Origin of the sequence: Microbacterium sp. NPDC077184, from assembly GCF_040687055.1 — a bacterium.
Taxonomy (GTDB): Bacteria; Actinomycetota; Actinomycetes; order Actinomycetales; family Microbacteriaceae; genus Microbacterium.
In genome coordinates, this window is record NZ_JBFBMM010000001.1 from 712,214 (window position 1) to 730,489 (window position 18,276).

Annotated in this window: 19 protein-coding genes; 13 read left to right on the forward strand and 6 right to left on the reverse strand. The window is 69.1% G+C overall.

The features are described from left to right. Nucleotides 1-175: 175 nt before the first annotated feature. Both dacB and AB0O93_RS03410 read right to left on the reverse strand, forming a co-directional pair. Complete coding sequence (dacB, locus tag AB0O93_RS03405) at nucleotides 176-1,771, reverse strand: D-alanyl-D-alanine carboxypeptidase/D-alanyl-D-alanine-endopeptidase (RefSeq protein ID WP_363340505.1); 1,596 nt, start codon at nucleotides 1,769-1,771, stop codon at nucleotides 176-178. Next, nucleotides 1,768-3,012: a serine hydrolase domain-containing protein gene (locus AB0O93_RS03410; protein WP_363340506.1), complete on the reverse strand. Its 1,245-nt coding sequence runs from the start codon at nucleotides 3,010-3,012 to the stop codon at nucleotides 1,768-1,770. The genes dacB and AB0O93_RS03410 overlap by 4 nt, the downstream gene beginning before the upstream one ends. Before the next feature lie 344 nt (nucleotides 3,013-3,356). On the opposite strand from AB0O93_RS03410, the gene AB0O93_RS03415 reads away from it, so the two are divergent. After that, complete coding sequence (locus AB0O93_RS03415) at nucleotides 3,357-4,016, forward strand: peroxiredoxin-like family protein (protein WP_363340508.1); 660 nt, start codon at nucleotides 3,357-3,359, stop codon at nucleotides 4,014-4,016. A gap of 56 nt (nucleotides 4,017-4,072) precedes the next feature. Here AB0O93_RS03415 and AB0O93_RS03420 read toward each other — a convergent pair whose 3' ends face one another. After that, entirely contained in the window at nucleotides 4,073-4,405 is a 333-nt protein-coding gene (locus AB0O93_RS03420) for a metalloregulator ArsR/SmtB family transcription factor (protein WP_363340510.1), read from the reverse strand. A gap of 67 nt (nucleotides 4,406-4,472) precedes the next feature. Here AB0O93_RS03420 and AB0O93_RS03425 point away from each other — a divergent pair, with 67 nt between their 5' ends. Beyond that, a complete protein-coding gene (locus AB0O93_RS03425) occupies nucleotides 4,473-5,384 on the forward strand; it encodes an NAD-dependent epimerase/dehydratase family protein (protein WP_363340512.1) in 912 nt (303 codons plus the stop codon). A 56-nt stretch (nucleotides 5,385-5,440) separates the two neighbouring features. On the opposite strand, the gene AB0O93_RS03430 is transcribed toward AB0O93_RS03425, so the two are convergent. Further along, a complete protein-coding gene (locus AB0O93_RS03430) occupies nucleotides 5,441-5,995 on the reverse strand; it encodes a GNAT family N-acetyltransferase (RefSeq protein ID WP_363340514.1) in 555 nt (184 codons plus the stop codon). A gap of 120 nt (nucleotides 5,996-6,115) precedes the next feature. Here AB0O93_RS03430 and AB0O93_RS03435 point away from each other — a divergent pair, with 120 nt between their 5' ends. Continuing rightward, complete coding sequence (locus AB0O93_RS03435) at nucleotides 6,116-7,012, forward strand: alpha/beta hydrolase (protein ID WP_363340515.1); 897 nt, start codon at nucleotides 6,116-6,118, stop codon at nucleotides 7,010-7,012. A gap of 61 nt (nucleotides 7,013-7,073) precedes the next feature. Here AB0O93_RS03435 and AB0O93_RS03440 read toward each other — a convergent pair whose 3' ends face one another. After that, nucleotides 7,074-7,511, reverse strand: a complete 438-nt coding sequence (locus AB0O93_RS03440) for a hypothetical protein (RefSeq protein WP_363340517.1) — start codon at nucleotides 7,509-7,511, stop codon at nucleotides 7,074-7,076. A gap of 184 nt (nucleotides 7,512-7,695) precedes the next feature. Here AB0O93_RS03440 and AB0O93_RS03445 point away from each other — a divergent pair, with 184 nt between their 5' ends. The 10 genes from AB0O93_RS03445 (at nucleotide 7,696) to AB0O93_RS03490 (ending at nucleotide 17,183) form a co-directional block, all read left to right on the forward strand. Further along, nucleotides 7,696-9,357: a DASS family sodium-coupled anion symporter gene (locus AB0O93_RS03445; RefSeq protein WP_363340518.1), complete on the forward strand. Its 1,662-nt coding sequence runs from the start codon at nucleotides 7,696-7,698 to the stop codon at nucleotides 9,355-9,357. Between the two features lie 135 nt (nucleotides 9,358-9,492). Then, nucleotides 9,493-10,194: an SDR family oxidoreductase gene (locus AB0O93_RS03450; protein ID WP_363340520.1), complete on the forward strand. Its 702-nt coding sequence runs from the start codon at nucleotides 9,493-9,495 to the stop codon at nucleotides 10,192-10,194. Nucleotides 10,195-10,249: 55 nt separating this feature from the next. Further along, on the forward strand, nucleotides 10,250-10,612 hold the full coding sequence (locus AB0O93_RS03455; protein ID WP_363340522.1) for a hypothetical protein: 363 nt from the start codon (nucleotides 10,250-10,252) through the stop codon (nucleotides 10,610-10,612). Further along, nucleotides 10,605-11,342 carry a hypothetical protein gene (locus tag AB0O93_RS03460; protein WP_363340524.1) on the forward strand — a complete coding sequence of 246 codons (738 nt, stop codon included), beginning with the start codon at nucleotides 10,605-10,607 and terminating at the stop codon, nucleotides 11,340-11,342. Before AB0O93_RS03455 ends, AB0O93_RS03460 begins: the two co-directional genes overlap by 8 nt. A gap of 109 nt (nucleotides 11,343-11,451) precedes the next feature. Beyond that, nucleotides 11,452-12,882, forward strand: a complete 1,431-nt coding sequence (locus AB0O93_RS03465; RefSeq protein WP_363340526.1) for a DUF222 domain-containing protein — start codon at nucleotides 11,452-11,454, stop codon at nucleotides 12,880-12,882. Between the two features lie 300 nt (nucleotides 12,883-13,182). Continuing rightward, complete coding sequence (locus AB0O93_RS03470; protein ID WP_363340529.1) at nucleotides 13,183-13,572, forward strand: DUF2510 domain-containing protein; 390 nt, start codon at nucleotides 13,183-13,185, stop codon at nucleotides 13,570-13,572. A gap of 72 nt (nucleotides 13,573-13,644) precedes the next feature. Next, nucleotides 13,645-13,911 (forward strand): hypothetical protein, encoded by a 267-nt coding sequence (locus AB0O93_RS03475; RefSeq protein WP_363340531.1) that lies wholly within the window; start codon nucleotides 13,645-13,647, stop codon nucleotides 13,909-13,911. 64 nt (nucleotides 13,912-13,975) lie between these two features. Further along, entirely contained in the window at nucleotides 13,976-15,097 is a 1,122-nt protein-coding gene (locus tag AB0O93_RS03480; RefSeq protein ID WP_363340533.1) for an acyl-CoA dehydrogenase family protein, read from the forward strand. After that, nucleotides 15,091-16,485, forward strand: a complete 1,395-nt coding sequence (locus tag AB0O93_RS03485) for a bifunctional PIG-L family deacetylase/class I SAM-dependent methyltransferase (protein WP_363340534.1) — start codon at nucleotides 15,091-15,093, stop codon at nucleotides 16,483-16,485. Before AB0O93_RS03480 ends, AB0O93_RS03485 begins: the two co-directional genes overlap by 7 nt. After that, nucleotides 16,482-17,183, forward strand: a complete 702-nt coding sequence (locus tag AB0O93_RS03490) for a glycosyltransferase (protein ID WP_363340536.1) — start codon at nucleotides 16,482-16,484, stop codon at nucleotides 17,181-17,183. Before AB0O93_RS03485 ends, AB0O93_RS03490 begins: the two co-directional genes overlap by 4 nt. Before the next feature lie 21 nt (nucleotides 17,184-17,204). Here AB0O93_RS03490 and AB0O93_RS03495 read toward each other — a convergent pair whose 3' ends face one another. After that, nucleotides 17,205-18,257: a mechanosensitive ion channel domain-containing protein gene (locus AB0O93_RS03495; RefSeq protein ID WP_363340538.1), complete on the reverse strand. Its 1,053-nt coding sequence runs from the start codon at nucleotides 18,255-18,257 to the stop codon at nucleotides 17,205-17,207. Nucleotides 18,258-18,276 lie beyond the last annotated feature (19 nt).

Consider the following 18,276-nt stretch of genomic DNA (forward strand, 5'->3'; position numbering starts at 1 on the left):
GCGCGGCGTCGCCAACGAGGGATTCGTCCGCGATCGTGAGCGCAACGCTCCGGAAGTCGCCAACGGTGGGGATGCAGAGGGCCGGGGCGGCCGAGCGGTGACCATCGAAGGCGCTTAGTCTTGCGGGTGGGGATCCTCGCCTACCCGCCGGTCACAACGCCCGTGCATCTCCCGCTCAGTACTCCTGCTGGATCGCTGCGGCCATCGCGCCGACGTCGTCGTTGGCTTGGAAGACGGCGTCGATGTAGTCCTCGGGGCTCGCGAATGCGTTGTTCATCATCACCGTGAACAGCAGGGTGCGGCCGCTCTCGGCCTCGATCACCCCTCCGAGGGTCTTCGTCACGATGCGGAACCGCGTGTTGAACGCGTCGAACGCCGCGAGCGTCCCGGTCTTCGCGAAGACCTTGCCCGCCGCCTCGCTGTCGGCCTGCACGGTGGCCAGCGACCCGTCGACACCCATGATCGGGAGGGTATCGACCCAGAGATCGGCATCCGGACCCTCCATCATGATGCGCTGCACCTGAGCGGCGTTCTCGGCGGTGATGAAGTTGCCGGGAAGCCCCGATCCGTCGACCAGTGACGCGCCGGTAGTGTCGAGACCCGCGTCCTGCCAGATCTCGCCGGCGACCGCCATGCCGTCGTCGCAGTCCTTCGACCCGCCCGCCACCGCCAGGCGACAGATCAGCGTCTGCGCTCCGCGGTTGTAGCTGATCTTCATCACATACGTGACCTCTTCCGACAGCGGCAGCGACGCGAGCTCGGCGACGGCGGCGAGCTCCGCGACCTCGTCCTCGCTCGGGAGGGCGGCATCCGGATTGGGAGTGATCGGATCGGCGGTGACGGCGACACCCGCGCGCTCGAGGGCCTCGATGAACGCCGTGCGCGCGAACGTCGCGGGGTCATCGAACACGTAGACCTTCAGGGTCGGGTCGGCATCCGCCGCGATCGTCCCGGTGATCGTCAGCTGCCCGTCACCCGCGTCCACCGGGTCGTCGAGCGCGGTCGTGCCGCCGGCCTCGACGGTCTTGACGTCGACCGTGAGCGTCCACGGCGCCACCGCGGGGATCAGCTCACCCGTCGCGGGGTCGCCCTCGGACGCCCCCGGGGTGATGAGCACGTCGATGATGTTCTGGTTGATGTTGATCGGCGTGACCGGCTGCCCCACGAGCTCGCCGGTGAACAGCCGGTCGTCGACGATCACGTCGCCGCTGACGCTGTCGATGCCGGACGCCTTGACCTGCTCGGCCAGGTCGTTGAGGCCCGTGAGCGGATCTTCGGGCGTCAGCGTCGCACCCGGGAGGGGGTTGGCGTCGTTGTGGTCGAGGTCGGTGATGCTGACGGTCCCGTCGGGCTTCGTGCGCCCGCCCATGGTCAGATCGCCCTGACCAACCAGGATCAGATCCCCCTGCAGGGTGCCGTCGACGACCTCCCCGGATGCCTTCACCGGAGTCGTCAGCGTGCTGTCGGCGCCGAACTCCAGCCACGCGGCGCCCGCACTGTACGTCTTCACGAACGAGCCCGGCTCGGCCATCGCGTCGCCGAAGTAGTCGACGAGGACGTCGCCCGACTCCAGGTCCTCGACGTAGATCTGCCACCGCGAGTTCGCGTAACGGTCCTCGTTCATCACCGCGAGCGCGGCATCCGGAATCCCGGCGGAATCCGTCGCTGACGAGGTGTCGTCGTCATCGCCTCCGCCGATCGTGCACGCGGTGAGGGATGCCGCGGCCAGCAGCACGGCGGCAGCAGCCGCGGCCGACCCGCGCCGGTTCATCGCTCGCCCTCGATCACGGCGGCGAGGCGCCGGAAGAGCTGGTCGGCGGGGTGCGCCTTCGGCGTGAAGTCCGACAGATTGAAGAACACCGCGATCGTCGCCCCGGTCTCGGTGTCGTGGAAGGTCGCGGCGGTATAGCCCAGCCCCTCACCGTTGTGACCCCACCACCCGTCGGTCTCACCCATGCCGAGCGCATAGATGTCGTACGGGGGACCGGCATCCAGCGGTGCGCCCTGCTGGCGCTCGGCCTGGGTCGCGGGATCCAGCAGCGTGCCCCCGGCGAGCATCTCGCCCCACACGCGCGCGTCGTCGAGGGTCGTGACCATCGACCCGGCGGGTCCGAGCACCGAGAAGTTCGGGATCCCCTCCTCCCACCCCTCACCGGTCTCGGCGGGGGAGTAGCCGATCGCGTGCGGGGCTGTCCACGTGGAGACATCGGTGATGTAGCGCGTGCCGGTCTGCCCGAGCGGTTCGAGGATGCGCTCGTTCAGGGCCTCGGCGAAGTCCTGTCCGGTCGCGACCTCGACGACCTTCCCGAGGAGGTTGGTGTTGGCGTTCGTGTAGACCTTCTCGGTGCCGGGGGCGAACTGCGCCGGCTGATCGAGGACATAGCTGTTCAGCTCATCGAGGGTGAAAAGCCGCTCGGGGTCGTCGATGAAGAAGTCCTGGATGAACGCGTCGGTGAAGTAGTCGGAGTTGCCGCTGGACATGTCGGCCAGCTGACGCAGGGTGATCGTGTCGCCGTCGGTGATTCCGTCGATGTACTGGTCGATCGTGTCGTCGAGGCTGAGGACGCCCTCGTCGACGAGCTGGAGGATCAGCGTCACTGTGTACGACTTCGTGATGCTGCGGATCGGCCACTGCATGTCGGGCGTCACGGGTTCGTCGGTCTCGACATCCGCGATCCCGGCGATGGCCGTCCACGAGCCCTCGCCCGGAATCCACACGCCGACCGCCCCGCCGGGCACGGAGTACTCGGCCATGGTCTCGTCGAGCGTCTGCTGTAGTTGGGCCACGAGATCCGCGGGGAGGTCGCCCTCGGGGGCCGCGGGTCGCGAGACGGCCGGCGTCGTCTCGGTCGGCGTGATTACGGGCGCGGCGGCCGGTGCGGCGCACGCCGTGAGGGCGACGAATGCCGCGGCGGTGAGGGCGAGGGCGAGTGTCGCTCGGTGCCGGCGCAGCGTGCGCCTTGCGCCGGAGGTGAGGCGGGTGTTGTGAATGCTGTGGGTGCGGCGGGTCATGATCTGCCTCTCGCTGTGTTCGGGTGCCGGCGCCGCACAGCCTCACGATCGGGTACGTGGGCAGAAGAGGATGAAACGAGCTCGCCTCGCGGACATCCCCCAGGGGCGCCTTTTCGAGGCTATCGGGATCGATGGGGCGCCGTCCGGGAGATGACGGGCGGGGCGGGCGCCGGTGATGGCGCTACCCTCGTGCTTCCTGCGGGCGGGAGCTTCGAGCGGAGTGTTACCGTTCGTGACTGCGTTTCGGGCAGATTCGCCCTGGCCCGGCATCCGCTCCGAATAATCGGAGACAGCCGACTCCGCCGCGTGTGAGCGCCGGCGGGACTTCCGAGACAGGAGCCCCCATGACCACTTCGAACTCGATCGCCGCAGAGGTCGCCGACTTCGTCCCCGGTTTCTCGAACGCCGTCGGCCCGGCGCTGACCGCCGTGTTCGACGAGGAGCAGAGCGATCTGCGAGCCGGGGGAGTGCCGGATGGGGCTGTCGCGGTGGGTGACGCCCTGCCTGCGGCGACCGTCGTCGACATCCGCGGTGAGTCGCATGACCTTGCGTCGCTCCTCGGCGAGGGCCCCGCGGTGCTGGTGTTCTACCGCGGTGCGTGGTGTCCCTTCTGCAACATCACCCTCGCGCACTACCAGCGCACGCTCGCCCCCGAGCTCGACGAGCGCGGTGTGCGCCTGATCGCCATCAGCCCCCAGTCACCTGACGGCACGGCATCCGCTGTCGAGAAGGGGGAGCTCGGCTACACCGTCGTCTCCGACCCGGGCAACGCGCTCGCCGGCGCGCTCGGGATCGTCACCGCCCCGAGCGGAGCCGCGCAGGACGCGCACACGCAGCTCGGCTTCGCGGTGAAGGACAGCAACGCCGACGACACCCCGGCGATCCCGTTCCCGTCGGTCATCGTCGTCGACGCCGCGCGGACCGTGGCGTTCGCGGACATCAAGGTCGACTACACCCAGCGCACCGAGACCGCGGAAATCCTCGCGGCGGTGGATGCGCTGTAGGCTGCGGCGCTGCTACTCGGCCCAGGAGGCCGAACCCCAGTCAAGGTAGGTGCCGATCAGGCGTCTGCCTTGACTGCGTGACCGTTGCTGCGCTTCCGAACCTCTCGGAGCACCATCTGCTCAGGGCAGACAGTGGACAGGAAGTCCCCGACGGACAGCGCCAGGCGTTCGCCGACGAGTGAATACAGGATGCGGTTCGCATCACGTCGCTCGGTGACGAGACCTGCTTGCCGCAACACCGAGAGGTGCCTGGAGATCGTCGGGCCGGTGGCATTGAAGCGCGCCGCGATCTCGCCGGCTGCGAGCTCGCCGTCCTTGAGGTCTTGGAGGATCTGCCGCCGCGTGGGATGCGCAAGCGCCGCGAAGATGTCTGACACCGAATCTGTCACTGTTGCAATATAGCACTAAGGCTAATTAGCATTTAGCTCCATTGCTAATAAGCGAAGGAGCATTGTCATGCGAGTAGCTATCACCGGGGGCACGGGTTTTGTCGGCCGTCACCTTGCCGAGAAGCTCGACCCGACCGACACCGTCGTCATCTCTCGACGAACCGGCGTCCGCATCGACGATGTCGACGCCCTGGCGACAGCGTTCGAGGGATGCGAGGCGGTCGCGCACTGCGCCGGGATTAACCGCGAACTGGGGGATCAGACCTTCGCGCGGGTCCACGTTGAGGGCACCCGTTCCGTGGTCGAGGCCGCTCGTCGGGCTGGTGTGAAGCGCATCGTAATGGTGAGCTTTCTGCGAGCTCGACCCGATTGCGATTCGGGCTATCACGAGACCAAATGGGTGGCCGAGGAGCTGATCCGTGCATCGGGCATCGAGTACGCGATCCTCAAGTTCGGAATGATCTACGGCCCCGGAGACCACATGGTCGACCACGTCGCTAAGGCGGTGCGGACGTTCCCCCTCTTCGGCACGGTCGGGTATCGCGACAGGAAGGTGCGCCCTGTGCCCGTCGAAGACGCGGTGAATGTGTTGGTCGCCGCAGTTGGCGGGCGAGTGCCCGATAAGACGTACGCCGTCATGGGGGTTGAGGAGCTGGAGCTGGGTCAGGCAGTCCGACGAATCGCGGGTGTCGCGGGTCGCCAGCCTCTGTACGTGCGACTTCCGGTATGGGTGATTCGCGCGATCGCACAGGTGACGGAGTGGTTGATGGTCACCCCGCTTGTCGCGAAAGCCCAGGCCAGAATGCTGGCCGAAGGGGTCAGTGAAGCCGCTCCGCCGGCACCGGAACTCCCGGCGGATCTTCGTCCTCGCCTGCCGTTCGATGAGGCTCGTATCCGCGCCGCGCTACCGCGCGGACGGTTCACCTCCGACGATCTGCGGGTGGTGCGGTGGATCCGGCGTCGCCGCTCGGGTGTATGACCGGGGCGCTGAGGAATCAGGCAGGACTGCTGAGAATAGAAGCAACCGGCGGCGTCCTACCAGGGGGTTCCACGCAGATCGACGTCGCCTTCCGGCCAGTCTCCGAGCTTGGCGTGTACCGGCCGAATCAATACCGGAGTGTTCGTCGAGATCTCGACAGTCGTCTGATCTTCCCTGGAGATGCAGCGCTCCACGACCTCCACGCGGGACCAGCCGGCGCTCTGGTAGAAGGAGACTACTTCCCCGCGGCAACCGAGGTAGCCGAACCGTGCATCGGTCTCGCCGAGCATGCGTTCATGGCAGGCCTCCATGAGCTGGCGGCCGAGACCGCGTGAACGGTGCTCGGGGTGCACGAGTACGCCGCCCACTCCGGCGATGAGTATGTTCCCCCGCCCGATCCTGATCCAGCGAGTCTGGAACCCGACGTGGCCGATGACGCGCCCTGCGTCGGTCGCGATGACGTGCACGTCGGCGGGTGAGTAACCGTAGGGGCGGTCAGGGTCCCACTCCCCGTGACTCGAGCGGTACTCGCGGTCGAAGAGGTCTCGGAGGGAAGAGAGTTGGGCGCGGGTCAGGTCCCGGTGTCGTACGCTCGCGATGCCCTCGGCCACAAGACGACCGTACCCCTGCCGACGGATGCGCTCCTCAGGTCGATCCGGCCCTCGGCCAGCCTGTGGCGCGAGTGATCCCGCGAGCAACGCTGCGCGTCAGGGACGTGTGATGCTGGGGCGGTGAACCTGGTTCTACCCGACTCCCTCGTCCCAGTCCTTCTGCGGCTGATGCGCGCCAACCACACCTTCGTCACCGCCGAGGGTGCGCGGCGGCGGATCCGGGAGCGGGAGCTGCGGCCGATGCCGTATGGGCCTCCGGGGCGGTTGCGGAGCGGCATCCGTGTGGATGTCGAGCAGGTCGATGGCTGGCCGGTGTACACGATCTCGCCGCCGGAGGTGCGCGGAGCCGTCGTCTACGTGCACGGTGGGGGATGGGTCAACGAGATCTCAGCCGAGCACTGGCATCTCGCGGCGCGCATCGCGGCGGAGGCACCGGTGGCGGTCGTGGTTCCGATCTACCCGCTGGTGCCGTTCGGCACGGCGCAGGAGGCGCGAGACGGCGTCGTCGCTCTCGTGCGGGCGAGCAACGAGAAGTACGGGGCGACGTGTCTCGCGGGGGACTCCGCCGGCGGTCAGATCGCCCTGTCGGCGGCGCTCGCTCTGCGCGACGAGGGCGTGGTGCTGCCGCGGACGATCCTCATTTCACCCGCGCTGGACCTGTCGTGGAGCAACCCGCGCATCCCGATCGTGCAACCGACCGACCCGTGGCTCGGCACTCCGGGAGGGCGGGTGCTCGCCGAGCACTGGCGGGGCGAGCTGGACCTGCTCGACCCGGTGGTGAGTCCGCTGTTCGGGGACCTCGCCGGGCTTGGCCCGATCACCGTGTTCACCGGCACACGAGACGTCCTGAACCCCGACGCGCACGTCCTCGCGGAGAGAGCGCGTGTGGCGGGAGTGTCGTTCGAGCTGCGCGAGGAGGCCGGGCAGGTGCACGTGTATCCGCTCGTGCCGACGCGAGCCGGGCGCGAGGCGCAGGAGCAGATCATCGACGCGGTGCGGGTGGCCGTCGCGGGGTAGGGAGCCTCGGGTGCCGGTGGGTGCGCTCCGACGTCGAGTGAAGAAGCGGGCTGTGGCGACGTTAACCCGCCCGGCGGGATCCCGCGAGGGTCGTCGCGCTCAGGGCGATGCCGGCAACTCCGCCGAGCACGCTGATCGTCGGCCAAAGCGGCACAACGGAGAGTGCTGTTTCACCGGTCGACGGGGCTAGGTACGAGCACCGCGCGCCGAAGGGGAACAAGGAGATCATCTCGCCGGTCGCCGTGATGCCCTCCTGGTGCGTCGCGGTGAAGTCCGCCGGAGGTTGGATGTTGTAGACGCACGCTGACGCGTCTCGCGTCATCAAGGGCGCCATGGCTCCGACGACGCCGGCCAGGATCAGGATGCCGCCGATGACGAGGCTGGGGATAGCGAGGCGAGGCCGTCGTGATGCGGCAAGGGGCTTCGCATCGCTTTCCATCTCAGCAGTATGGCGCTGACTTCGGCGCCCTTCGTCGACCATCAGCGGGAGGTCGGGCACGAGATTCCGAGGCGGATGCCTCAGCGGACGGGGTCTTGCTTGCCGGCGTCGGGGCCGTGCTCGGTCTCGAACGCGATGCGATCACGTCGAGCGGCGAGGACCCAAACGACGCCGAACCGGCAGCGTGCCTCCCTGCGTCCGTTAAGACCAAAACACGACGTGGCCGCGGCATCCGTCCAGGATCGTGCACACGGCAACCGCCGGCGTAGACGACGAAGTACTCCTGGAGACGACGATGACTCCCGCGACCAAGACCCAACCGCCCGCAGCGCCCATCGGGCAGGTGGGCACCAAGAAGACCCGACCACCCGCGAAGATCTGGTTCTTCCGCCTTTTGGGCGTGGTGCTCGCGCTGGTGACGTGGCTTCTGCTCGGCACCACGACCGTGAGCGACGACGCGCGAGTGGTCGGAGCCCTCGCGATCCTCATGGCGGTGTGGTGGACGACCGAAGCGGTGCCGCTCCCGGTCACCTCGCTCCTTCCGATCGTCATCCTCCCGCTGCTGACGGCGCGGACGGTCCCCGAAGCGACCACCCCGTACGCCAATCCGATCGTGTTCCTCTTCGTCGGCGGGTTCCTGATCGCGATCGCGATGCAGAAATGGAACCTCCACCGCCGCATCGCGCTCCTGACTCTTCGCCGTGTCGGCACGCACCCGCGCCGGATCGTGCTCGGCATGATGATCGCCACCGCGTTCCTGTCGATGTGGGTCTCCAACACCGCCACGGCGCTGATGATGCTCCCCATCGGCCTCAGCGTCCTCGCCCTTGTCGTCGAGAACAGCGACCGCATCGGCGGACGCGAGAACGCCGGCTCGATGACCGAGCAGATCCGCAACGGCACCCCGATCAGCGAGGTCATCCGCGTCCCTGACGTGCGGAAGTTCGGCGTCGGCCTCGTGCTCGCCATCGCCTGGTCGGCGACCATCGGCGGCCTCGGCACGCTTCTCGGCAGCCCGCCGAACGCCATCGTCGCCGGCTACATCAGCGACGAACTCGGCCGCAAAATCGGCTTCCTCGAGTGGATGATGCTCGGCGTCCCGATCGTCATCGTCTTCACCTTCCTCGCGTGGCTGCTGATCACGCGGGTGCTGTTCCGCTTCCAGCTCGACGAGGTTCCCGGCGGCAAGCAGCTCATCGACGACGAGATCGCCAAGCTCGGACCCACCAGTCAGGGCGAGAAGACCGTGCTCGCCGTGTTCCTCCTCGCGGCGTTCTTCTGGATCGTTCCGGGTCTGCTCGCGGGCATCGGAGACCTCGAACAGCTGATGCCGTGGCTGGGCATCTTCGACGACACCGTCATCGCCATCGGCGCCGGCGTGCTGCTCTTCCTCCTCCCCGGAGACAAGAAGGGCACCATGACGCTGGAATGGAAGGACGCCGAGAAGGGCCTGCCCTGGGGCGTGCTGCTGCTCTTCGGCGGTGGCCTCTCCCTCGCCGGCGCGGTCGCCGCCACCGGCCTCGACGCCTGGTTCGGCGAACAGGTCACCGGCCTCGGCACGCTGCCCATCGTCCTGCTGATCGCGCTGGTCGTGGTGCTGGTGCTGTTCCTCACCGAGATCACGAGCAACACCGCCACGGCGGCGACGTTCATCCCGATCCTCGGCGGCGTCGCGATCGGTATCGGCATCGACCCGATGACGCTGCTGATCCCGGCGGCGTTGGCCGCGACCTGCGCGTTCATGCTCCCCGTCGGCACCCCGCCGAACGCGATCGTCTTCGCGTCGGGACAGGTGAAGATCACCGAGATGGTCCGCGGCGGACTCGTGCTCAACATCGTCGGCGCGATCCTCATCACCCTCTTCACGGTTCTCATCGGACCGTGGGCGCTGGGGCTGGTGATCTAGGGCGATTCTGCGTGGTGGTGCCCGGTGCGGGATGGTTCGCGCCGGGCACCATTGCGTGTGGGCGGTGTGGGGCGGGGCGCTGCCGGGCGGGTCGGCGGCGGGGGTCGCGTCGGGGGTGCGTGCGAGCATGAACGTATGGCTCTTCACGTACTGACCGGTGCCGGTTCGGGAATCGGCGCAGCGCTCGCGACGCGGCTGCGCGAACGGGGCGACGACCTCGTCCTCATCGCGCGAAGCGCCGAGCGGGCGCGCGAGCTCGAGGAGCGGCATCCGGGATCCGTCGCCGTCGTCGCAGACCTCGCTGTTCCGGGAGCGCTCGCCGACGCGGTGTCTCAGGCCGTGGCGGATGAGCGGATGCCGGACCAGATCGATTCGTTGATCCATGCTGCCGGGGTGGTCGACCTGGGGCCGGTCGGCGAGCTGCCGGTGTCGTCGTGGGAGTGGCAGTTGAACGTCAACCTCACCGGTCCTGCCGAGCTGACGCGTCTGCTGCTGCCGGCGCTGCGTGCGGCGAAGGGGCAGGTCGTGTTCGTGAACTCCGGCGCGGGGCTGCGCGCGTCTCCGGAATGGTCGGCGTACGCGGCGTCCAAGCACGGTCTGAAGGCGCTCGCCGACGCGCTTCGGCAGGAGGAGGCGGCGCACGGTGTCCGGGTGTCGTCGGTGTTCCCCGGCCGCACGGCGACGCCGATGCAGGAGCGCGTGCACGAGCAGGAGGGTGCCGCGTACGATCCGGGAGCGTTCATCGATCCGGAGTCGGTCGTCACCGCGATGCTGACGGTGCTCGACGTGCCGCGTGATGCGCAGATTCCGGAGTTGATGATCCGCCCGGGGGTGTGATTTTCCGGGTGGCGTGACGATGAGCTCTACGGGAAGGGTCTGACAGACTCGGCCTGTGCTCGACTCTGACGCTCCGGTATCGGCCCGCCCGCCGGTGCCGACACGACGTCGACGACGCCAGCCGCGGATCGGACCCGGCATCCGTTGGTCCGGCCTCCGCTACGCGCGCACGTGGGGCGCTCGCCGATCGGCGTGGGCGTTCCCCGGATACGTGGGCGTCGGCGTCGTCGGTCTGGTCTTGGTGGGTGAGACCGCCTCGTCGTCAGGCGGCGCGGGACACTTCGGTGTCGCGGGGCCGGTCGCCGCGGTCTCCGTCGCGTGGATCGTCGCGTTCTGGACGCTCGCGCTTCTGATGTCGGTGGTCACGCACCGTACGTGGACGGCACTCGCCGCAGCGGCCGCGCGTCTGGGTGCGTAGTTCCACCCCCTTCGCGCGCGGGTGGATGCCGGGGGAGGTGCTGGCCTCCCGTGGCTCGCGTGGGCGTGCTCGGTCGATGCTCGTGTTCCCCGACGGATCGCGAATCGGCGAGTGGGAGTACATCCGGACGTACTCGCACCTGCGCGCGAACAGCGCGCACGTGTGGAGTTTCGTGTCGGTTCCGGCGGTGGTGCAGTTCCCGCACATCGTCCTTGACGCGACGGGAAACCGGCGCGGTCATTCTCTTGACGCGGGCGTCTCGCTGAGTCGGGCGCAGCGCGTGAGGCTCGAGGGCGATTTCGATGCGCACTTCCACACGTATGCGCCCGCCGGATACGGCGCTGATGCCCTCTACTTCCTCACCCCCGATGTCATGGCCGACCTCATCGACTCGGCTGCGGACTGGGATGTGGAGCTCATCGACACGGATGCCGTCTTCTTCCGCCCCGGATCCACGATGCCCGCGGGGGGTCGCGCTCTCGAAGAGCGCGTGAGGTTCCTCCGTCAGTGGCGCGCACGGGTCGCACGCTGGACCCACTGGCGCGATGACAGGCTCAACGCCGGCCCCCTCGTCAACACCGACGGGACCCTGCGGGTGCCGCCGGTCGGCGTCCACCGCGACGGACAGCGGCTTAATGACACGCGAGGCAACACGGCGATGCTGGCCTGCATCGTTGCCCTCATCGTGCTGCCTTACGTGGTCGTCGTCGGGCGCATGTTGCTGGAGTAGTGGAGGTGCGCCCGCGGGGGTGGGTGATCGAGCGACGGCTTTCGAGATTCTTTTCCACATCGGGGAGATGTTCGTCTTGAATGTCGGAGGCTGTCGCTAGTCTTCGAACATGAATACGAGCCGGTTGGTCGAGTTCAGCGAAGAAGACCTCGCCGAACTCGACGAGGTCGCGCAGTACGCGGAGACCATGACACCGGCCCTCGGCGCCATGGAAGTCGGCAACGTCCGCAACCAGGCGCGCGCCGGGGCGATCGCGGAGCGGGTGTCGCGGCGTTTGCCGGCGTCCGTGCGGTCGCAGGAAATGGTCTACCGCTCCGTCGCCGCGGAACTTGCCGGGGTGACCTTCACCACCGACCGGTCGATGCAGGCGCAGATCAGCCAGGCGGTGGAATGGGTGGAATGCTACCCGACCACCCTCGCGGCGTGGGAGGCGGGGCGGATCACCCGCGGTCACGCCACCGCCGTACTCCGGTGCGGGACCGTGCTGCCCCGGGATGCGCGGGCGGAGTTCGACGCCCAGGCCGCGGAGATGTGTGTGGGCCAGAGCGTCGGGCGGGTGAAGGACCGTCTGGACCATCTCGCGCAGGAGTTGCATCCCCGCACCCTTGCCGAGCGGCACGCGAAAGCCCGCGAGGAACGGCGGGTGAGCGTCACCCCGCTGCGGGACGGCATGTCGGAACTCGTCGCGACGCTCCCGACACTTCTGGCGGAGGGAATCAGCGACCGCCTCAACGAACAAGCCTCCTCGGTCATCGACGCCCGCAACGCGCCCGCAGGTCCCCGAGCGGATGCCGGGACGGGCACGGGTGGATCGGCTTTCGCGACGGACGCGGATGCTGACGCCGTCGCTGACGAGCCGGATTGTCGGACGCGGGATCAGATCCGCGCCGACATCCTCTGCGACATGCTGCTGAGCGCCTCACCCCTCGCCGATCCCACCATCGACGGAGACGGCAACGGCACCCTCGGGATGATCCGCGCGAAAGTGCAGGTCGTCGTCCCCGCGTTGACGCTCCTCGGGAAAGACGACGACCCGGCGAACGACACCACCACCGCCGACCTCGTCGGTTCGTCGCCGATCGACCCGTCCACCGCCCGCGCACTCGCCGGCGCCATCACCACATGGGAACGCCTCGTGGTGCACCCGGTGTCAGGGCAGGTTCTCTGCACCGACTCGTACCGGCGCACCGCCTCCATGGCGAGGTTGTTGCGGGCACGGGACCGGCACTGCCGATTCCCCGGATGCCGACGCCCGGCGATCCGCTGCGAACTGGACCACACCTTCGACTACGCGCTCGGTGGCCCCACCGACATCCGGAACCTCTGCCACCTGTGTCAACGACACCATTCGATGAAGCAATTCACCTCCTGGGGCGTCCGACAGCTCGGGGGCGGGGTTCTGGAATGGACCTCACCGACGGGGAGGGTCTACATCGACCACCCCCCAGCACCACTCGTGAGATTCATGCCGTCCGGAGGTGGGGCACCACCCCCGGATCAGGGTGGCGGCGCACCGCCGCCCGACCCCGCACCGTTCTAAGCCGGAATCGGCTCCGAATCGCTCCTCCTTCGCACGGCAGGCGTCTTCAGTTTGCCCCCGAGCGCGCGGCTGAACGCGGCACGGGTTCCCCTGCGCGCTCCGTCGATCGCCGCAACGGGGGTTTGACCACGCGTTTAGTCAACAATGGCCGCATGGACGCCTCATCGCTCGCGACGAGCTCGACCTTGAAAGGCTCGGCATCCTCGAGGAACGCCGCGTCCAGGAACGCGGCGCGCTACATTCTCACGAAACCGCTCGCCACGACGAGCGCACGAACAGGGGACGAACAGGGGGACGACGATGACCGACGCACAAGCAGGCTGGTACGACGACGGCACCGGAACGATGCGGTGGTGGGACGGCCGGGCATGGACCGACCAGATCCAGCCGCCGCCCCCACCCGAACCGGGACTCGGCGGCATGATCGCCCGCGCCCAAGCCGACGCCGTCTCCGGCGCACAGCCCCGCCCCGCCGCCACCGGAGCCAGCTACGTCGTGCTACAGGTCGTCCTCAAGGAGAAGTTGTTCGGCTCGGGATCCGGCAACCTCACCGAACTCGAAGGCGTCATCAACCGGCAAGCCGCCCTCGGCTACCGCCTCCACACGATCTCCACCTCCGCGTCCGGGAGCACCGGGTTCGGCGGCGGTGACCGCATCCAGGCCACCATGGTGTTCGAACGCCTCACCTGACGATCTCCGTCGCACGGGGGAGGTGCCGCGCCCCACGGCATCCGTAACGTGGCCGGTGAAGGAGGCAACGACATGGACAACACGCCCGCACCCCCGCCGCCCCCGGACCAGCCGGGACCGCCCCAGCCGCAACCGCCCGCACAACCTCCACAGCAGGTCGCGGTCTGGTACTTCATCGCCGCGACCTTCATCTTCACGCTGCCCAACCTGCTCTACCCGGACATGCCCCTGTGGCTGCGCATCCTGCTCGTCGTCGTCGGCATCCTCATCGTCGCCGCCGGAGGCGCACAGTTCGCCAAAGAAATCCACGGGCGACGACAGAATCCGCCGCCCACGTAGCAGGCGTCAGCGAACGAAAGCAACCCCCAGACGGGTTTCGTTCCCGCGGGGTCATGATGCGGCCGTGCCCCTCTCCTCCGCCCGAACACGGGCAACCTCTCGCCTCCCCGCACCGCTCTTCCCTGGCGACGACGTCGAGTCCTCGATCGTCGACGCCATCGACGCCGCCCGAGAGATCCCGGAATTCGGCACGGCCGTCGCCGCCACCCTCGCGTGGGCGCGTGACGCGACGCGCAAAACGGGGGCGGCCACCGCATCCGTCGACACGGTTTGGCAACTCCTCGCCTCCACCGCCGCACTCGACGTCGCCGCCGGCCGCATCCTCGAACCGCACGTCGACGCGCAACGCATTCTCGCCGAGGCATGGGATGACAGCATCACCCCCGACCTCCGCCCGCTCGACGTCGACCCCACCTCGACCTGGGGTGTGTTCGCCGCCGAAGGACCGGATGTTCGACTCGCCGCCACCCGCACGTCGACCGGATGGACCCTCACCGGAACCAAACCCTGGTGCTCCCTCGCCGCCCACCTCACCCACGCCCTCGTCACAGCCTGGATCGACGACGACAACCGCGGCCTCTTCGCGATCGCACTCCGCAGTCCCGAGGTGCACGTGCACGACGGACCCTGGCACGCCCGCGGCCTCCCGCACATCATCAGCGCACCCATCGACCTCGCCGCCGCCCCGGCCGTCCCCGTCGGCGACCCCGGCTGGTACCTCGCCCGCCCGGGCTTCGCCACCGGCGGCATGGGCGTCGCCGCGGCCTGGTGGGGCGGAGCCACCGGCATCCTCCACGCCCTGACCGACGCCGCCGCCACCGACCGAGCCGACCAGCTCGCCCGCGTCCACCTCGGACGAGCGGATGCCGCCCTCTGGGCCGCCCGCACCACCCTCGTCGACGCGGCCGCGCGCGCCTCAGACGGCGACGCGATCGACCGCGCGATCCTCGCCGCCCGCGTCCGCGCCATCGTCGCCGACGCCGCTGAGACGGTCCTCCACACCGCCGATCATGCGCTTGGCCCGGCACCGCTGGTCGCCGACGACACCCACGCCCGCCGGGTCGCCGACCTGCATCTCTACCTCCGCCAGCACCACGCCGAACGCGACCTCGCGCGCCTCGGTCGCGACCTCGTCCGGCGACGAGCTGAGCACGACGAGACCAGCGAGGGGGAGTCCGGGTGGTGACCTTCGACCACCGCGACCCCGGAACCCCCGAATCCGCGTGGCGCACCGCCCTTGCCGCGCGTGCCCTGCCCGAGGTGTCCCTCGACATCGACGCGCTCCTCGTCATCGCCGCCCACCCCGACGACGAGACCCTCGGTGTCGCCGGACTCCTGCGCACGGTCGCACAGCGCGGCATCCCCATCCGCGTGATCATCGCCACCGACGGGGAGAACTCCCACCCCGAATCACCCACCCACACCCCCGCAGACCTCGCCACGCGCCGGCAGACCGAAGTGCGTGACGCGCTGGCTGTCGTCGCACCCGCCGCGACCCTTCGCCTGCTCCACCTTCCCGACGGCACGATCGGCGATCACCAGGATCCGCTCGCCGCCGCCGTGCGCGACGAGCTCGCCGCCCTGATGCGGCTGACGGATGCCGCATCCCATCGCATCCTCATCGTCGCGCCCTGGACCGGCGACGGCCACCGTGACCACCGCATCGTCGGCGCCCTCGCCGAACGCGTCGCGACCGAGGTCGGTGCGACCGTCCGCGGCTACCCGATCTGGCTCTGGCACTGGGGCACCCCCGCGGACGTCCCCTGGGACCGCGTCGAGTCCGTCGCCCTCGACGCGGATGCGCACGACGCCAAACGCCGCGCCCTGGCCGTCCACGACAGCCAGCTCCGCCCGCTCTCCGGCGCCCCGGGCGACGAAGCGATCGTCCACGCGCGGATGCGGGAGCACTTCGACCGCGCGCACGAGATCCTCCTCCGGCCCGAGGTCGTCCGGCCCGAGCCCCCCACCTCCTCGACGCCGCGATCCCACTTCGAGGAGTTCTTCGCCACCCACGACGACCCGTGGGGTTTCCGCTCGAGCTGGTACGAGCAGCGCAAGCGCGACCTCCTCCTCGCGACCCTCCCGCGAGCGACGTACGACGCCGGACTCGAGCTGGGATGCGCGACCGGCATCCTCACCGCCCGCCTCGCCGAACGGTGCGCGCACCTCGTCGCCGTCGACTTCTCGGCCGAGGCCCTCGCGGCCGCCGCGCGCGAGCTCGCCGGTCACGACAACGTCACCTTGCGGACCGCCGCGCTCCCGCAGCGGTGGCCCGAGGGGCAGTACGACCTCGTCGTGCTCTCCGAGATCGGCTACTTCTGGAACGCGGCCGACCTCGACACCGCCATCGACCGCATCACGCAGAGCCTCGCGCAGTCCGGACACCTGGTCGCATGCCACTGGCGGCATCCGATGCCCGAGAACCCCACCGGTGGAGACGAGGTCCACGATCGCCTGCGCGCGAACAGTCGCTGGCAGAGCGTCGTCGTGCACCTCGAGAAGGACTTCGTGCTCGAGGTCTTCAGCCCGTACCCCGCCTCGTCGGTGGCGCAAGAGACCGGAATGCTCCCATGATCGCGACCTCCGTCTTCGTCGTCGTCCCCGTCCACAACGAGGAGGAGCTCCTGTCGTCGTGCCTGGACGCGATCCAGTGCGCAAGCGCCACCGCGCGGGATCTCGGCGTCGAGGTTCACACCGTCGTCGTCCTCGACGCGTGCACCGATCGTTCGGCGCTCATCGCGCAGCGCTACCCGGTCGAACTCGTCGAGATCGACGCCGGCTGCGTGGGGAGAGCCCGACGAGTGGGAACGGATGCCGCCCTCCGACGCCTCGACGACGAGTCGCGCGCGTGGGTCGCCCACACCGATGCCGACTCGATCGTCCCCGGGAACTGGATCACCCACCAGGTCGCCCTCTCGGCCGGCGGATCCGACCTCATGATCGGTACCGTCCGCCCGGACTTCGCCGACCTGACCCTCCGTCACGTCCAGCACTGGCATGCCACGCACACCCCCGGACGCCCCAACGGGCACGTGCACGGCGCGAACCTCGGCTTCCGCGCCGGGGTATACCGCCGTGTCGGCGGCTTCGCCGACGTGCCCGAGCACGAGGACGTCGGCTTCGTCGCCGCGGCCCGCGCGGCGGGCTTCATCCTCACCGCGTCCGATGTGGCCGAAGTCATGACATCGGGCCGATTCGTCGGTCGCACGCCCGGCGGATACGCCGGCTACCTCGCGGGGCAGGAGGCGATGCTCCAGTCCGGCGTCGCCTGAGGGGGGCGACCCGCGCAGGGTTCAGCGGGCGTCGCGCTCGCCGGATCGATCGACCCGCTCGGGTGCGTACCCGGCTTCGCCGCTGAGGTCCGCGATCGCGTCGTTGTCGTCCTTCGGCCGCTCCGTCTCGGACGGAGGCGATGAGGGCGACGGAGCCGCCGTGGGCGTCGGCGCCTCCCGGTCGCCGCCATCGCGGAGGTTCAACGCCGCGCGCGCATCCTCGTCCTCCAGACCGAAAAGGCTCCGCACGCGCACGTCGCGCTGGGGGAACGGGATCTCGATGCCGTGCCGCTGAAGAGCGGTGTGCAGCGCCCAGTTGTAGGCGGCGGTGACGGCGATCGGCTTCATGGTCGCCTCGGGATTGAGCCACACCACGAGCTCGAAGACGAGGGAGCTGTCGCCGAACTCGCTCAGCCACACCTGCGGGCGCAGGGGTCCGTCGAGGTCGAGGGTGAACGGCACCGCTTCGGCGGCCTCGAGCGCGGCGGTCTTCACCAGCTCCTTGTCGGTGCCGTACGCCACGCCGAAGGGGATGCGCACGCGCCTTCGGACGTCGCGATGCGTCCAGTTGACGACTCGTCCGGCGACGAACTCGGAGTTCGGCACGATCACGTCGATGTTGTCGTTCGTGACGATGGTCGTCGCCCGCATGCGGATGTCGCGCACCTGCCCGGTCGCGCCGGACTCCAGCTCGACGAAATCGCCCACCTTCAGCGACTTGTCCAAGAGCAGAACGATGCCGGCGACGAAGTTCGCCACCAGCGGCTGCAGGCCGAAGCCGAGTCCGACGCCGAGAGCGCCGGCGATGAGGGTGAAGCGGCTGAGCGGCACACCGAGTTCGCCGATGACGAGGAAGAAGCCGATGGTGAGGACGACGTAGGTGGTCAGGCGGGACAGCGTGTACCAGGTGGAGGTGTGCGCGGTGTCGGAGCGCTGAGAGTAGCGGACGATCGCCTGACGCAGCACGAGGGCGACCACGACGGCGACGACCGCGATGACGGCCGCCGCGATCAGATCGGACCACTGCAGCGAGGTTCCGAAGATGCTGATGGCCGTATGAGTCGTGTCACGCATACCCCCAGTGCACCACGGT

Bases quoted from the DNA above. Each gene is read 5' to 3' on its own strand.
- AB0O93_RS03495 (WP_363340538.1), bottom strand. From the start codon at position 18,257: ATGCGTGACACGACTCATACGGCCATCAGCATCTTCGGAACCTCGCTG.
- AB0O93_RS03490 (WP_363340536.1), top strand. From the start codon at position 16,482: ATGATCGCGACCTCCGTCTTCGTCGTCGTCCCCGTCCACAACGAGGAG.
- AB0O93_RS03410 (WP_363340506.1), bottom strand. From the start codon at position 3,012: ATGACCCGCCGCACCCACAGCATTCACAACACCCGCCTCACCTCCGGC.
- AB0O93_RS03450 (WP_363340520.1), top strand. From the start codon at position 9,493: ATGGCTCTTCACGTACTGACCGGTGCCGGTTCGGGAATCGGCGCAGCG.
- AB0O93_RS03475 (WP_363340531.1), top strand. From the start codon at position 13,645: ATGGACAACACGCCCGCACCCCCGCCGCCCCCGGACCAGCCGGGACCG.
- dacB (WP_363340505.1), bottom strand. From the start codon at position 1,771: ATGAACCGGCGCGGGTCGGCCGCGGCTGCTGCCGCCGTGCTGCTGGCC.
- AB0O93_RS03465 (WP_363340526.1), top strand. From the start codon at position 11,452: ATGAATACGAGCCGGTTGGTCGAGTTCAGCGAAGAAGACCTCGCCGAA.
- AB0O93_RS03425 (WP_363340512.1), top strand. From the start codon at position 4,473: ATGCGAGTAGCTATCACCGGGGGCACGGGTTTTGTCGGCCGTCACCTT.
- AB0O93_RS03415 (WP_363340508.1), top strand. From the start codon at position 3,357: ATGACCACTTCGAACTCGATCGCCGCAGAGGTCGCCGACTTCGTCCCC.
- AB0O93_RS03470 (WP_363340529.1), top strand. From the start codon at position 13,183: ATGACCGACGCACAAGCAGGCTGGTACGACGACGGCACCGGAACGATG.